At 45.4% G+C, this 16,350-nt stretch carries 12 protein-coding genes; 2 read left to right on the top strand and 10 right to left on the bottom strand.

Annotated elements, in window-relative coordinates; genetic code table 11:
• Positions 1–45: 45 nt before the first annotated feature.
• The 3 genes from GZK95_RS03400 to GZK95_RS03390 form a co-directional block, all read right to left on the bottom strand.
• Positions 46–1,557 carry a PTS transporter subunit EIIC gene (locus tag GZK95_RS03400; protein ID WP_083626402.1) on the bottom strand — a complete coding sequence of 504 codons (1,512 nt, stop codon included), beginning with the start codon at positions 1,555–1,557 and terminating at the stop codon, positions 46–48.
• A gap of 246 nt (positions 1,558–1,803) precedes the next feature.
• Positions 1,804–2,718, bottom strand: coding sequence for a DUF808 domain-containing protein (locus GZK95_RS03395; protein WP_075716230.1), 915 nt, complete (start codon positions 2,716–2,718; stop codon positions 1,804–1,806).
• Positions 2,719–2,937: 219 nt separating this feature from the next.
• Positions 2,938–4,206 carry an O-acetylhomoserine aminocarboxypropyltransferase/cysteine synthase family protein gene (locus tag GZK95_RS03390; RefSeq protein ID WP_075706283.1) on the bottom strand — a complete coding sequence of 423 codons (1,269 nt, stop codon included), beginning with the start codon at positions 4,204–4,206 and terminating at the stop codon, positions 2,938–2,940.
• 448 nt (positions 4,207–4,654) lie between these two features.
• Between GZK95_RS03390 and GZK95_RS03385 the strand changes: the two genes are divergently transcribed.
• Entirely contained in the window at positions 4,655–6,205 is a 1,551-nt protein-coding gene (locus GZK95_RS03385) for an alanine/glycine:cation symporter family protein (protein WP_075706282.1), read from the top strand.
• A 116-nt stretch (positions 6,206–6,321) separates the two neighbouring features.
• Here GZK95_RS03385 and GZK95_RS03380 read toward each other — a convergent pair whose 3' ends face one another.
• The 3 genes from GZK95_RS03380 to guaB form a co-directional block, all read right to left on the bottom strand.
• A complete protein-coding gene (locus GZK95_RS03380; protein ID WP_075706281.1) occupies positions 6,322–6,921 on the bottom strand; it encodes an acetate uptake transporter in 600 nt (199 codons plus the stop codon).
• A 303-nt stretch (positions 6,922–7,224) separates the two neighbouring features.
• Positions 7,225–8,778 carry a glutamine-hydrolyzing GMP synthase gene (guaA, locus tag GZK95_RS03375; RefSeq protein ID WP_075714912.1) on the bottom strand — a complete coding sequence of 518 codons (1,554 nt, stop codon included), beginning with the start codon at positions 8,776–8,778 and terminating at the stop codon, positions 7,225–7,227.
• A gap of 223 nt (positions 8,779–9,001) precedes the next feature.
• Positions 9,002–10,465, bottom strand: coding sequence for an IMP dehydrogenase (gene guaB, locus GZK95_RS03370; RefSeq protein ID WP_075706279.1), 1,464 nt, complete (start codon positions 10,463–10,465; stop codon positions 9,002–9,004).
• A gap of 229 nt (positions 10,466–10,694) precedes the next feature.
• Between guaB and xseA the strand changes: the two genes are divergently transcribed.
• Positions 10,695–12,026, top strand: a complete 1,332-nt coding sequence (gene xseA / locus GZK95_RS03365) for an exodeoxyribonuclease VII large subunit (RefSeq protein WP_075714914.1) — start codon at positions 10,695–10,697, stop codon at positions 12,024–12,026.
• Here xseA and GZK95_RS03360 read toward each other — a convergent pair.
• The 4 genes from GZK95_RS03360 to bamB all read right to left on the bottom strand — a co-directional run bounded on the left by GZK95_RS03360 (position 12,023) and on the right by bamB (position 16,343).
• Entirely contained in the window at positions 12,023–12,250 is a 228-nt protein-coding gene (locus tag GZK95_RS03360) for a zinc ribbon domain-containing protein (protein ID WP_075714916.1), read from the bottom strand. The genes xseA and GZK95_RS03360 overlap by 4 nt on opposite strands.
• A gap of 302 nt (positions 12,251–12,552) precedes the next feature.
• Complete coding sequence (locus tag GZK95_RS03355; protein WP_075714918.1) at positions 12,553–13,440, bottom strand: metal-dependent hydrolase; 888 nt, start codon at positions 13,438–13,440, stop codon at positions 12,553–12,555.
• A 79-nt stretch (positions 13,441–13,519) separates the two neighbouring features.
• The gene (der, locus tag GZK95_RS03350; RefSeq protein ID WP_075714920.1) at positions 13,520–15,007 is read right to left on the bottom strand and encodes a ribosome biogenesis GTPase Der; all 1,488 of its coding nucleotides are present in this window, start codon (positions 15,005–15,007) and stop codon (positions 13,520–13,522) included.
• 175 nt (positions 15,008–15,182) lie between these two features.
• Positions 15,183–16,343 carry an outer membrane protein assembly factor BamB gene (bamB, locus tag GZK95_RS03345; RefSeq protein WP_075706274.1) on the bottom strand — a complete coding sequence of 387 codons (1,161 nt, stop codon included), beginning with the start codon at positions 16,341–16,343 and terminating at the stop codon, positions 15,183–15,185.
• Positions 16,344–16,350 lie beyond the last annotated feature (7 nt).

Below are 16,350 nucleotides of genomic sequence, written 5' to 3'. Positions count from 1 at the left end.
ATGAAATCAAAGAGGAAGTGACTAAATTAAGCCTCTATTTTCGCACTATGCCGTCGCAGGTTGGTGTCCACTCTCGCCACCATTCATAATGTCTGCAACAAACTGTGCTCGAGCCCCAAGAATCACTTGGACGCCGTGCTTACCGACTTTAATCACCCCCATTGCGCCAAGATCATTGATGCCATCTTCATCAATCAGTGACTGATCTTTCACTTCTAGACGCAGGCGGGTAATACATGCGCCAACCGTAGTGATATTGCCACGGCCACCTAGCAACTTAGTAATTTCAGCGGCAAGTTCATCGTTTTCAAGCGTGATCTCTTTACGCTCGGTATCTTCACGTCCAACGGTTTTAAAGTTGAACTTACGAATCGCAAAGCGGAACACCGTGTAGTAAATCGCAGCATTACAAGAGCCCCACAACAGCACATTCACCCAGTTGGTTTTAAAGCCATCCATTGCAGGCAGTACACCGAATGAAACGAAGTCGATAATACCTGCGGAGAATGTCTTACCAATATGAACATCCAGCGCGTAAGTCACCGCGTACGAGACGCCCGCCATAATCGCTGAGAACACATACAACAGTGGCGCAACGAAAATAAACGCGAACTCCACTGGCTCAGTAATACCAGTCACAAACGATGTTAAGGCAGCAGAACCCAAGATACCGGCGGCGATCTTCTTGTTTTTGTCATTCGCTTCATGGTACATCGCCAAACACGCAGCAGGGAAAGCAAACATGTAGATAGCGAAGTTACCAGACAAGAATTTACCCGCGTCAACGTACTCTTCGGTCGAGAAAGTTTTCACGCCATCTTCTAGCATCTTAAACCAAATAGTGTGGTCACCATTTACAACAGTACCCGCCGCTGTCGTGTACTCACCAAATGAGAACCAGTAAGGGCTGTAGAAGATATGGTGCAAACCAACTGGGATCAGCGCACGTTCCATAAAACCGTAAATAAAGGTAGAGACGTACATGTTACCGCTGTTCGCCATGTGAGAAAGCGAGTCGATACCTGATTGGATGTAAGACCAAATGTAAGGAAGAATTAAACCGATCAAAAACGCTGAAAATGCGGTGATAATAGGAACGAAGCGTTTACCCGCAAAAAAGCCGAGAAAATCTGGAAGCTTAGTATCAAAGAATTTCTGATACATGGTTGCCGCCAAGATACCAGCTATCAAACCACCAAAGACACCCGTCTGTAGCGTCGGGATCCCCATTACCATTGCATAGCGTCCACCACTCATTGCCATTTCTGGCGTAATGCCTAGTGCGACCCCCATAGTGGCATTCATCACCACCATTGCAACGATAGCAGCAAGGGCTGCAATACCGGATTCTTTGGTTAAGCCTACTGCTGCACCTACGGCGAACAATAGTGCTAGGTTGTCAAAAATAACCCCACCCGCACGCATCATGAGGGGCATATCAAGTTTTGCACCAAAAGCCAGTAACAGACCTGCGGCAGGTAGAATAGAGATTGGCAACATCAAAGCTTTACCAATTGAGGAAAGCTTGGATAGTCCACCCTTTAGACCTTCAATCATAATCATATCCATTTGTTGTTATACACTTTGCCAACAACAATTCTATCGATTGAAATCAAGTCTAAGGTTTCATTTTGCTATAGGTTTGTAAGCCCGCCCTTACAAAGCGACCGTGAAGATAACGATGAGAAAAGTATTAGGTACATGATGATCAAATTACCATCGGTCCATTGCGCAATCTGATGTTGATAGGCCCAAGTCACCTCACGGTGCTTGGGCATTAATCCCCTAGGGCAAAAGCTCGTCCTATTTATCCATGAACTTATGATAGAGACTCATGGTAGCCAGAATCAGGTAGCCGCTAAGTAAACCGGCTAAACCATTGCCGACAACCGAATAAGTGGCTGATACATAGGGTATCGAAGGCAGCATAGCGACGATATGTTCAATCGCATGATGCACAAATGGCAAACTATGAACCACAATACCACCACCGACTAAAAACATCGCAATAGTGCCGACTACCGTAAGGATTTTCATCAGCTTGGGCGCGGTTGCAACCAAGCCATTTCCCAAAGAGCCGAGTATGCCCTGACCTGAGCTTTTGCGCTGTAAATAGAAACCTAAGTCATCCATTTTCACAATGCCTGCCACTAACCCGTAAACACCAACCGTCATCAGCACCGCAATAAGGCTCATCACCAACACTTGCGTGATAAATGGATGGCCTTGTACAGTCCCAAGTGCGATGACAATGATCTCAGCTGAGAGAATAAAATCGGTGCGAATCGCCCCCTTAATTTTACTCTGCTCATACGCGACCAAATCCTCTTCACTTTGCTCTAGCGAAGCATCTATCGCTTGGTCTTGCTCAGGGTTGTGAGGGTGAAAGAACTTTTCATGTATTTTTTCCGCACCTTCAAAACAGAGAAACAGGCCACCAATCAGCAAAAGCGGTGTGATCAACCAAGGTGCAATCGAGCTAATCAACAGCGCTGCCGGCACCAAAATCAGCTTGTTTTTGAAAGAGCCTTTTGCCACACCCCATACGACAGGGATTTCTCGCTCGGCACGCACACCTGACACTTGTTGCGCGTTTAACGCTAAGTCATCTCCCAATACCCCTGCTGTTTTTCTGGCAGCCACTTTAGACATTAATGCCACATCATCTAATACCGTTGCGATATCATCCAGCAGCGTTAGTAAGCTCAATCCGGCCATCTTTTTACCCTTTACTGTCTATCTCTCTGAGTCAAATACGCTCAGATCGCTTTTAGATCATCATAAGCCAAAAACTCATTGTTGGTATCAATGTTGTCAGACGGCAAGATGGCTAGAGACGCAAAAAGGCGCCCAAATAGGCGCCTAAATAAGCAAATTCGCTCGTTAAAACTTAGTTTGCATATCTACGCTGTCGCAACTCAAACGACAGCACTGCGATTATGCTTTTAACGCTTGATCTAAGTCTTGCAGGATATCGTCAATATGTTCGATACCAACGGATAGACGAATCATCTCAGGCGAGACTCCCGCTTGTTTCTGTTCCGCTTCATCCAGTTGTCTATGCGTGGTAGAGGCAGGATGGCACGCCAGCGATTTGGCATCACCAATGTTTACCAAGCGCTTAAAGATCTGCAACGCATCGTAAAAACGGACTCCCGCATCATAACCCTCTTTAAGACCAAACGATAAAATCGCCGAAGGTTTACCCTGCATATACTTTTCAGCCAATGGGAAAAATGGCGAATCTGGTAAACCGGCATAACTCACCCAACTCACTTTGTCATGCTGTTTAAGAAATTGCGCCACTTTAAGCGCATTTTCCGTATGACGCTCCATGCGCAGCGATAAGGTTTCTAAACCTTGCATCAACATAAACGCATTCATTGGTGACATAGCAGAGCCAGTATTGCGCAAAGGTACGGTACGAGCACGACCAATAAACGCAGCCGGACCAAATGCTTCGGTATACACCACACCGTGATAAGAAGGCTCCGGTTGGTTAAACACAGGAAAACGCGCTTTGTGCTCAGCCCATGGGAACTTACCGGAATCAATAATAATACCGCCTAATGTTGTGCCATGACCGCCAACATACTTGGTGAGTGAATGCACCACGATATCAGCACCAAAGTCGATCGGCTTACACAGCGCAGGTGTCGCTACCGTATTATCAACAATGACAGGAACGCCTTGTGCGTGGGCTAAGTCCGCAACACGCTGTAAATCAATGATGTTACCGGCTGGGTTACCAATACTTTCACAATAGACGGCTTTAGTATTTTCATCGATAAGCTCAGCTAAGCTCTCGGGCTTATCGTCTTTGGCAAAACGAACTTCAATTCCTTGCTTTGGTAACATATGTGCAAACAAGGTGTAAGTGCCACCATAAAGCTGCGGCGTTGACACAATGTTATCTCCCGCTTCAGCAAGCGTCAGAATGGCATAGTTTATTGCTGCGCTACCGGCACTCACAACTAAGCCTGCAATTCCGCCCTCTAAGGCAGCCATACGCTTTTCGAGCACATCATTAGTTGGGTTCATAATACGGGTGTAGATATTGCCTGGAACCTCAAGGTTAAACAGATCTGCACCATGCTGCGCACTGTCAAACTCATAGGCGACAGTTTGATAAATTGGGGTAGCCACAGACTTAGTTGTCGGGTCCGTTTCGTAGCCGAAGTGAATCGCAAGAGTTTCGTCTTTCATAAATCATCCATGAAGGGTTGTTGACACCGTTCTAGCATGCCTAATTTTTCGCCTTTTCACTAGCATATAAGACACAAATTCTTTACCTCGACAATTATTTAGTAAAAAGCGTCGCCAACGCCCATCTTTACACCTAAAAACCAGATGCATATTTTATGAATGCTCACTTTTTAAGCATAAAAATTATATAAATTTCCACTGCGACCTAGATAAAGTCACTATTTTTGTTAACAAAAACCGCTAACTATCTCCATAAAACTTACCTATCGCCATACTACATTTCACTCACAAAGGTATAGATAAGATTTATTGCTCAATATCACAGAGATCACATCAACGAAACAAATCATTTAACATTTACGTTACACAAAGGTTAATATTCGCACGCAAACAAATTACAACAAACACAACATCTCGCTCACAATCATTACTAACAGGGAAAATGCTTATGCAGTCTATAGTTGATTTTCTGAATGGAATCATATGGAGTCCCGTGCTGATTTACTTATGTCTCGGCGCGGGCTTATTTTATTCGGTCATTACTCGCTTTGTTCAAATCCGTCACTTCTTTGAAATGTGGCGACTTCTCTTTTCAGGCAAAAGCTCTAAGAAAGGTATTTCCTCTTTCCAAGCGCTGGCTGTTTCACTCTCTGGCCGTGTCGGTACAGGTAACATCGCAGGTGTTGCAGCGGCAATTGGTTTTGGTGGCCCCGGTGCCGTATTTTGGATGTGGATGGTAGCCTTTTTTGGTGCAGCTACCGCCTATGCAGAGTCCACTCTCGCGCAAATTTATAAAGAGGACGATAACGGCGAATTCCGTGGCGGTCCCGCTTATTACATCGAAAAAGCGATGGGGCAAAAATGGTATGCGTGGATTTTTGCTATCGCAACAATCTTTGCCTGTGGCGTCTTGCTACCGGGTGTGCAATCAAACAGCATTGGTAATGCTGTTGAAGCCGCTTTTGGTTCAGGCCAAATGATTGAAACCGCTGTTGGTACCTTCAGTTTTGCTAAAATCTTTACCGGCACCGTCATCTCAATTATCCTCGCTTTCATCATTTTTGGTGGCGTGAAACGTATCGCGCATTTCACTCAAATTGTGGTGCCGTTTATGGCACTCGCATACATCGTGACCGCATTTGTAATCATCCTGCTCAACATCAGCGCCGTACCGGTTATTTTTGCCATGATCATCGAAGATGCATTCTCACCTATGGCAGGCTTTGGTGCTGCAATTGGTTGGGGTGTTAAACGTGGTGTTTATTCAAACGAGGCTGGGCAAGGTACTGGTCCTCACGCAGCCGCAGCGGCTAACGTTGATCACCCCGCTCAACAAGGTCTAGTGCAATCATTCTCAATCTACATCGATACGCTGCTCGTGTGTTCGGCAACTGCGTTTATGATTCTGATCACTGGAGCATACAACGTTCATGGTGCGGGAGAAGCATTCCTTATTCAGAATGTCGCTGCAGAGATCAGTGCTAACGGCCCTGTCTTTACTCAAATGGCAATCGAAAGTGCCCTTCCGGGTGTTGGTAAACCGTTTATTGCAGTGGCTCTGTTCTTCTTTGCTTTCACCACTATCTTGGCTTACTACTACATTGCGGAAACAAACATCGCCTACATTCGCCGTACATTTAAAGTCAGCGGTTTGATGTTTGTACTTAAGCTGGTGCTAATTTCTGCGGTGTTCTACGGCACGGTGAAAACCGCCAACTTAGCATGGGCAATGGGTGATGTTGGGGTTGGCTTAATGGCATGGTTAAACATTGTCGGAATACTGATCATCTTCTTCTTATCTAAGCCAGCAATAACAGCGCTTAAAGATTACGAAGCGCAGCAAAAAGAAGGGGTTGAAGAGTACACATTTAACCCTGTAAAACTGGGGATTAAAGGCGCAGATTACTGGGAAGATCGCTATCGCCGCGAACACGGCAACCCAGAAGTAAACACCAGTAAAGAAGTCGACGTAGAAGTGGTTAACAACACTTCATCATAATAAGAAAAGGCAGTGGTAACTAGCTGTAGGTAATCGCCACACAAGTTCGGCATGGCGAAAAAAAGGGGTTAACCAATTGGTTAACCCCTTTTCTTATAAACCGTTTACTGCATTAATTAAGCAGTAACTTGCTCAGCTGCAACAACTGGCTTAATGCGACGCTCACCAACAGGTAGAACTACGCGGCCAAATTCGCTGTTTAGTACTTGAGCCATCGCAAAGTAGATTGCGCTCGCACCAACGAAGATACCTTCGATACCCGCGATTGTGCCGATAAACGTGCTGCCTGTGAAATCACGAGCTGCAAGTAGGAAGAATAGGATAGTAAGTGAACCAAATACCACTTGCTTAGCCACTGGGTAGCAAAGTGAACCAATGAACATAAAGCCAGTGAAGATACCCCAAAGAGTTAGGTACCAACCCATGAAGCTGTGTGGGCTTGGTTGCGCTAGACCCATTTCAGGTAGAACAAGTAGACCAACAAGTGTTAGCCAGAATAGACCGTAAGAAGTAAACGCAGTTGTACCAAATGTGTCACCACGTTTGAAACACATCATACCTACAAGTACTTGACCTAGACCACCGTAGAAGATGCCCATAGCCAGAATCATAGAGTCAATTGGGAAAAAACCTGCGTTGTGGATGTTTAGCAGGATGGTTGTCATACCGAAACCCATTAGACCTAATGGTGCTGGGTTAGCCAGTTTTGTAGACATTGGCGCGTACCTTTTCAAAAAATGTGATAAAAATTACGCGCAGATTTTAGTGATACACCAAACAAACACAACATTAATCCACTGAAAACTTACATTGCACAAATCAACACAGACATAACTTTAGCCAACTTGGTCGATAAAATTATTAATTTTCAACGAAAATAGGTGCAATTCCTGAGAAAAACCAAACAGCACACACGAACTTCATGGAGAAATTTCCAGCAACTTTTGTGCAAAATACTAGCAAGACAAACAAAAAAACCAGCCCTAAGGCTGGTTTTTGATGTCTGCTAAATCAGCGGATTATTCCCACTCGATCGTCGCTGGTGGCTTACCAGAGATATCGTAAACAACGCGAGAAATACCATTCACTTCATTGATAATACGGTTAGAAACCTTACCTAGGAAGTCGTATGGTAGGTGTGCCCAATGCGCAGTCATAAAGTCGATGGTTTCTACAGCGCGTAGCGATACAACCCAATCGTATTTACGACCATCGCCCATTACGCCCACAGAGCGAACTGGTAGGAAAACCGTAAATGCTTGCGATACTTTGTCGTATAGGTCTGCAGCATGAAGCTCTTCAATAAAGATAGCATCAGCGCGACGTAGAAGATCACAGTACTCTTTCTTGATCTCGCCAAGTACACGTACACCTAGACCAGGACCTGGGAATGGGTGGCGGTAAAGCATGTTGTATGGCAGACCTAGCTCTAGACCAATCTTACGTACTTCATCTTTAAATAGCTCACGCAATGGCTCAACTAGACCCATCGCCATATCTTCTGGCAGACCGCCCACGTTGTGGTGTGATTTGATCACGTGCGCTTTGCCAGTTTTAGAAGCTGCAGATTCGATAACATCTGGGTAGATAGTGCCTTGCGCCAACCACTTAGCATTCTTCAATTTCTTCGATTCTTCATCAAATACTTCTACGAATACGTGACCGATGGTCTTACGCTTCTCTTCTGGATCCGATTTGCCTTTTAGTGCTTCAAGGAAGCGCTCTTCCGCATCAACTTTGATGATGTTTAGACCGAACTTGTCGCCAAACATATCCATTACTTGTTGACCTTCGTTTAAACGAAGTAGGCCGTTATCAACGAACACACATGTTAGTTTATCGCCGATTGCACGGTGAACAAGCATAGCAACGACTGAAGAGTCCACACCACCAGATAGACCAAGGATAACTTCGTCGTCACCCACTTGCTCTTTGATACGTGCAACGGCATCTTCAATGATAGATTCAGAAGTCCATAGACGCTCACAGCCACATACGCCAAGAACGAAGTTCTCAAGCATTTGCATGCCACCTTTAGTATGCGTTACTTCTGGGTGGAATTGTACGCCGTAGTATTTCTTCTCTTCGTTTGCCATTGCCGCATAAGGACAAGTGTCGGTTTCACCGATTTTCACGAAGTCTGCTGGGATCTCTACTACTTTGTCACCGTGGCTCATCCACACGTCTTGAGTTAGCTCAAGATCTTTAAAGATTGCAGATTCGCCAGAAACTTTAACTTGTGCGTAGCCAAACTCACGTTCAGTTGAACCTGCTACTTTACCACCTAGCTGTTCTGCCATAGTTTGCATGCCGTAACATACACCTAGTACTGGCACGCCAGAGTCAAATACGTATTGTGGAGCGCGTGGAGAGTTTTCTTCTGTTACGCTTTCAGGACCACCAGATAGAATGATACCGTCTGGATTGAATTCACGAATATCCGCTTCTTCTACATCCCAGCTCCATAGTTCACAGTAAACACCGATTTCACGAACACGGCGTGCAACAAGCTGAGTGTATTGAGAACCGAAGTCTAGGATCAGAATACGTTGGTCATGGATATTTTTAGTCATAATGAGCAGTCTTATAAGCTAGGTTATGAAAACGAGGCGAGTTTACCCGCCTCTTATCAATGCTTCAAGGAAAAAAGCAAACGTTTACGTCAGGTATATAGTTTTTATTCTTACTAAACTATTTCAGTTGAAAGCCACTACCGAATGAACGGAGAAAGTGCCAGTTTATAAACATACATTGAGCACTTTCGATGCCGCTATTGATTGAAATAGTTAGTAAAAATTAACCGCGACGGTAGTTTGGTGCTTCCTTAGTGATTTGAACGTCGTGCACGTGAGATTCCGCCATGCCCGCACCGGAGATGCGAACAAATTCAGCTTTAGTACGCATGTCTTCGATTGTTGCTGAGCCAGTTAGACCCATGCTTGAACGTAGACCACCCATTTGTTGGTGAACGATCTCTTTTAGAAGACCTTTGTATGCGATACGACCTTCAATACCTTCTGGTACTAGCTTGTCTGCTGCATTGTCTGATTGGAAGTAACGGTCTGAAGAACCTTGTGACATCGCGCCTAGTGAACCCATACCACGGTATGCTTTGTATGAACGACCATTGTAAAGAATCACTTCACCCGGCGCTTCTTCAGTACCAGCAAACATAGAGCCAACCATCACACATGATGCGCCCGCTACGATTGCTTTACAGATATCGCCAGAGAAACGAATACCGCCGTCAGCGATTACTGGAATACCGAATTCGTTTGCCACTTCTGCTGCATCGGCGATAGCTGTAACTTGAGGAACACCTACGCCAGTTACGATGCGAGTGGTACAAATAGAACCAGGGCCGATACCCACTTTAACTGCGCTTACGCCTGCATCAATCAGTGCACGTGCACCTGCACCTGTTGCTACGTTACCACCAATAATATCAAGGTTTGGGTAAGCCGCACGAGTTTCACGAATACGGTTTAGCACGCCTTCAGAGTGACCGTGTGAAGAGTCAATCAGTAGAACGTCTACACCCGCTTCAACTAGCGCTTGCACACGTTCTTCGTTGCCCGCACCTGCACCAACTGCTGCACCAACACGCAAACGACCTTGCGCATCTTTACATGCATTTGGTTTGGTCTCTGCTTTGTGGAAGTCTTTTGCGGTGATCATACCGGTAAGTTGGAACTCATCGTTTACTACCAGTACTTTTTCAACGCGTGCTTCATGCATTTTCTCTTGCACTTCTTCACGAGTTGCACCTTCTTTAACTGCCGCTAGGCGCTCTTTAGGTGTCATCACTGCTGATACTTTCTTAGAAAGGTCAGTCACAAAGCGCACATCACGACCAGTGATGATACCAACAAGTTCGTTACTATCTGTTACCACTGGGAAGCCAGCAAAGCCGTGCTTATCAGTCAGTGCAACAACTTCAGCGATGGTTGCTTCAGGGTTTACTGTTACAGGATCTGTCACCATGCCTGATTCGTACTTCTTAACCGCACGAACTTCAGCAGCTTGCTGCTCAATAGACATGTTTTTGTGGATAAAGCCAATGCCACCCTCTTGCGCTAGCGCGATAGCTAGACGAGCTTCAGTTACAGTGTCCATAGACGCTGAAATCATTGGGATGTTTAGGGTGATGTTCTTAGTAAGCTGAGTGCGAAGATCAGCTGTGTTTGGGAGAACGGTGGAGTGAGCTGGCACGAGTAGTACGTCATCGAATGTCAGCGCTTCTTTGGCAATTCTTAGCATTTGCAATATCTCACAATAGATAGGTAAAAAGAAAATCCAATCTCATCGTTTCGCATAATGAGTACAGAAAGTAGGAGAACTTTGCTGCATTTGGATTAGATATTGCGGTGGGATTATACGGTGAAGAGTGACGGTTGACCACAAATTTTTTAATTTTTTTCTTGCATTTACCCCCTTGCTATGTATTATATTGCCGCTAATTTCCATACTCACGCCTACGAGATTAGCTGTGTCATCTCTGACCAATCAAAATATCTTTACCGTATCGAGACTTAACGCAGAAGTGCGCCTTTTGCTTGAGAACGAAATGGGGATTGTTTGGCTGATTGGTGAGATATCTAACTTCTCCGCTCCCGTTTCCGGTCACTGGTACTTCACTCTTAAAGATGCCCGTGCGCAAGTCAAATGTGCCATGTTCCGTGGTAACAATCGTCATGTCTCTTTTAAGCCAACCAATGGTAACCAAGTTCTGGTTAAAGCACGTCTCTCTCTTTATGAGCCACGTGGTGACTACCAACTGATCATCGAAAGTATGCAACCAGAAGGCGATGGCAGACTACAGCAGCAATTTGAAGAGTTAAAAATGAAGCTCGCAGCCGAAGGGTTGTTTGCTCAAACTAATAAGCAAATTCTACCGGAACACCCGAAATGCGTGGGTATTGTCACCTCCAAAACTGGTGCGGCACTTTTTGATATTCTCGATGTACTTAAGCGACGCGACCCTTCACTACCAGTGATTATCTATCCCACAATGGTGCAAGGCGAAGAAGCGGCAATCCAAATTGCACAAGCGATCGGTTGTGCTAACAGCCGTAATGAATGTGATGTGCTTATTGTCGGTCGTGGTGGTGGTTCGTTAGAAGATCTTTGGTGTTTTAACAATGAAATATTGGCTCGCACTATTGCAGCCAGTCAGATCCCTATCATTAGTGCGGTCGGCCATGAAGTCGATGTCACCATCGCTGATTTCGTTGCCGATATGCGTGCACCAACACCTTCAGCCGCCGCCGAATTAGTGAGCCGTGATAACAGTCATAAAGCGCAAGGTCTTGCGACGCGTGAACAAAAACTGTTTGCTGCACTGCGCTACTACTTCGCTGAGCAAAAGCAGAGCTTGCGTCAGTTGGAGCATCGACTCGATCGACAGCATCCGAAACAACAATTGCAACGCCAAAGCCAGCAACTTGATGAACTCGACGGTCGTCTTCAACGTGCAATGCAGCGCTTTATTACTCAACATCAGCAAAAAATTGAGCGTCAGCTGCACCGTATTCAACTGCACTCGCCCGCTAAACGCCTGAGTTCGCAACAGGCAGCGCTCGCTCGTATTGAGCAAAAGCTATTAGATGCGATGGACAGAAAACTCCTGACCTCCCGCCACCAACTAGCACTGGCGGCAGAGAAACTGGATACCGTGAGTCCTCTGGCAACCCTAAAACGTGGTTACTCGATTACTCAAACAGACCAAGGTAATGTGGTTCACTCCGCTCAAGATGTAAAAACGGGCGATACTTTGATCACCCGCTTAGCCGATGGCGAACTGCGCTCTACCGTCAATTAGTCTGACTTCTTCTCGAACTCAAAACGCACTCGCGACTTGGACTTCAACTCATTGCAACTATTGCAGAAATAGTTAGCCGCGCCACAAGCTTGCAGTTTTTCTAACCGCGCCTGACACTCAGGACAATAACCAACTTTACTAAATGACTGCTGACATGGTTGGCAATGATAATCACCTTGCCACTCGAGTTCGTGTTGGCACTGAGGACACAAATTCTCGCTCATTCTCTTTACCTCATGCTTGCGATGGATCCTATTGTGTTGCTGTGATTGCTTGCACGCCATGATCTTTATCACGTCACAATCGCGCAAACGTTTTATTGACGACAAAGCAACCAATCTGCCAATATGATCTTCATAAGATCATCCGCTAAATCCATTTTGATCAGCGATCTGCCCTCAAAAGAATATTTATATAACCACATACCGAAAGCATAAGTTACATATCCTGTTTTTGGATTTCTAAAAGAATTAAACTCCACAAAACATTTAATATCGCACCACTTTCAGATTTTAATAAAAAGATCTCATTTATCTGTCGCTGGAGTTACATCGGTCTGCATTTCAATGTAATTTGGACTCGTTTCTTGCAGGCTCACTCTAATGCTGGTGTACTCTTTTAGGCTGTGAACATGGGTGCCACCACAAGGAATCTCCGCCAGTTTCGTTTCGCCCAGCTCACAACGCCAATAGCGTGAATCGGTCAATGCCTCACCATTACAATGCATCACAACCTCAGTACCTTGCTGTAGCCAATTATTAACCACTTGATTTACTTGGTTTTCTATCATGCTAAGCTGTGCAACCATATCGGCGCTATTTAAACCTCGTTTACGCAGTGTTTTACCTAAGCGGTAACTATCGACACATTTATCTTCGCTAACAAAGCTGGTCTCTTGAGCATAGCTATTGAAATCATAGTTCCCTAATGTGTCTTTGCGATCGGCATCTTTGCGCCAATACCCCTGCTCAGTTAACACCTTGTTGAGCGCCAAGAAAGCTAAGTGGCCAGCACTATGACCTCGGCTTAGTGCTTGTTGGTAAGTTTTATCGACACTCAGTAGCAGGCTGTTACTAGCACAAAATACGGCTTCTGTTTTTTCAACCACATGAACGACTACAAATGCCCAGCCAGCTTGATCGCGTTTTACGGGAATCGCTTTGTCGACATAAAGAGTGTTACTACACAGTTCAACGGCACCGACCAAGCAGTCGACGAGTGGATAAAGCTTATCTTTGTACGTTATTGCGCCTCTATCGGCAGGATGATCGGGCCAAATATGACTCACAGGATGAAAAGGAGTTCTATCGGTAACGATATAGGTGACATCACCTGATGTTTGGCTAAGTTGTACTTGTGCAGTCAGTTGCCAAGTTTGATGGCAGAACTGAGTAATAGTTGGCGTTACATTCATTGTAATTTCAATTTGGTTATTCTTTAGAGATAAAAAAAGCGCCTACATTGTAGGCGCTTTTCAAGTAAATCGTTAATGGTTACTTTTTACGGTTTTTAACCATGCTCATTAGGCGTTTACGGTTACGCTCTTGAGACAGTGTCATTTTGGTCGTTCTACCTTCAAATGGGTTTTCACTGTTTTGGAACTGGATACGAATTGGCGTACCCATGATCTCTAGTGACTTACGGTAGTAGTTCATCAAAAAGCGCTTGTATGAATCTGGTAGTTCGCGTACTTGGTTACCGTGGATAACGATAATTGGTGGGTTGTAACCACCCGCATGCGCGTATTTTAGTTTCACGCGGCGACCACGTACCATAGGTGGTTGGTGATCGTCGGTTGCCATCTTCATGATACGAGTCAGCACTGACGTACCTACACGAGTCGTTGCTGACTTGTAAGCCTCTTGTACTGATTCAAATAGGTGACCAACACCTGTACCGTGAAGCGCTGAAATAAAGTGAATACGAGCGAAGTCAACGAAGCCTAGACGACGGTCTAGTTCTTTCTTCACGGATTCTTTTACATCGTTATCCAGACCATCCCACTTGTTCACTGCTAAAACAATCGAGCGACCTGCATTAAGCGCAAAGCCGAGTAGGCTTAGATCTTGATCTGAGATATTTTCACGCGCATCGATGATCAAAAGTACCACGTTGGCATCTTCTACCGCTTTCAACGTTTTAACTACTGAGAATTTCTCAACCATTTCGTTGATACGTGTACGACGACGAACACCTGCAGTATCAATCAATACATACTCACGACCATCACGCTCCATTGGAATGTAGATAGAGTCGCGAGTCGTTCCTGGCATATCGTAAACAACCACACGCTCTTCACCAAGAATACGGTTAGTTAGGGTTGATTTACCTACGTTAGGACGACCGATAATCGCCAATTTAATTGGCTGATCTTGCAAACGCTTGAACTCAGCTTCCGCTTCTTCTTCGCTAAAATCAATTTGCTCTTGTTCTTCGTCTTCAAAGTCAGTTAGGTCAGTGATCTCACCTTGAGTCTCTTCAACGAATTTTTCTGCAAATGGGTTTAGCGCTAGATCGATCAATGCAGCAACACCACGACCATGAGCCGCTGCAATCTGGTACATCTCTTCCATACCAAGTTGCCAGAACTCTGCACTCGCAGCATCTGCATCGATACCATCAATCTTGTTAACCACCAGCATTGCTGGTTTTTCTAGCTTACGTAGATGTTGAGCAATGGCTTCATCTGCTGACGTTAAACCAGCACGACCATCCACCATGAAAAGTACCACATCAGCTTCATCAATCGCCGCGAGCGATTGCTGTGCCATTTTGGTCTCAACACCTTCTTCCGTACCATCGATACCGCCAGTATCGATGACGATAAATTCATGTTCACCAAGCTTAGCTTGGCCATATTTACGGTCACGAGTTAAGCCAGGGAAGTCCGCCACTAGCGCATCACGTGTACGAGTTAAGCGGTTAAACAACGTAGATTTACCTACGTTCGGACGCCCTACTAGAGCAACAACAGGAACCATAACAACCTCTACAATATTCTTTTCTTATGTAGTTATAGGTAACGACTGACAAGTTTTCCTCTTGCCAAATTGTTACCTATAGCCACACCAAATAAACTTAAATCTTTGTTTTATATAAACAAAACGACTCCTAACTGTCACCAGCCAGGAGCCGAATGTGAATTATATCACGAAATTATTCGCTGAGCGTCAGTTTCTTTACATTGCCATTGCGCGTAGTAATAACAATGCCATCATCAAGCAGAATAGGCCCTACAGCGAAACCGCCACTGCCTTCTTCTTGCATCGAAACAAACTCACCAGAGCTGCGATCGATCCAGTATAAATAACCTTCACTATCACCAACCACGACATAGTCACCCAGTACTTTCGGTGCAGTTAACAGGCGGTGCTCAAGCTGTTTGTTGTTCCAAAGCTCTGTACCACTGCGTGCGTCAACGGCTACCAAGTGATCTTTGTCTGTCACAAGGAATACTCGGCTACCGTCATTGGCTAAGTCAGTCGCAGACGAATAAGTACGCTTCCAGCCCGGTTGACCTGAACGCAAGTCGATTGCCGTTAATTGACCATTGTAACCAATAACAAACAGCGTGCTGCCCATTAGCATTGGCGATGCATCAACATCGACAATCCGGTCAATCTCTGTTGCGCCCTTTGGCGTCCCGATTGGTTGTTGCCAAATTAGCTGACCACGCTGAACAATAGCCGCAGCTAAACGACCATTCGCAGTACCCCAGAATACACCGCCAGAAACAGCCATTGGTGCGCTGGTTCCACGTAGTGTCAAGGTTGGTACTTCAGTGCTGATTGCCCACTTTTGCTCACCGCTTTGCTGATCAAGAGCAACAAGAACGCCTTCGCTAGTATGAGCCATCACTAGGTTTTCATCTGTCGCAGGGACAGATAACACTTCACCCTGAACCTTTGCGCGCCACAGTAACTCACCAGTTTCTTGGTTCAGTGCAATCACTTCACCATTTTCACTACCGATGAACAGTTTGTCATAAGCGGCCGCAATACCACCCGCTAGGCGAGCTGGTACATCTTGCTCTAGGTCGGTGCTCCACAGTTGATCACCGGTTTCCGGATTTAGCGCTGTCACTTCGCCCTGACGGCTCGCGACAAACACTTTGTCATAAGCGTAAGCTGGTGTTAGCTTGGAAAAATAGTGTTCGACGCCATCACCAACTGAGCGACTCCATACCGATGAAGCAGTAAATTCATTATCAACTTGCGGCACAGGAGCCATAACAATGGTGTCTTCTTCACTGGCACAACCAGCCAACACACTCAGTACTGCAACTGTCGTCAATGCCTTGTTCAGCAATTTCTTCATGCAACTT

Source organism: Vibrio panuliri, from assembly GCF_009938205.1.
Taxonomy (GTDB): Bacteria; Pseudomonadota; Gammaproteobacteria; order Enterobacterales; family Vibrionaceae; genus Vibrio; species Vibrio panuliri.
The sequence above is the reverse complement of the archived record's forward strand: the minus strand, read 5'-3'. Positions and strand labels throughout refer to the sequence as shown.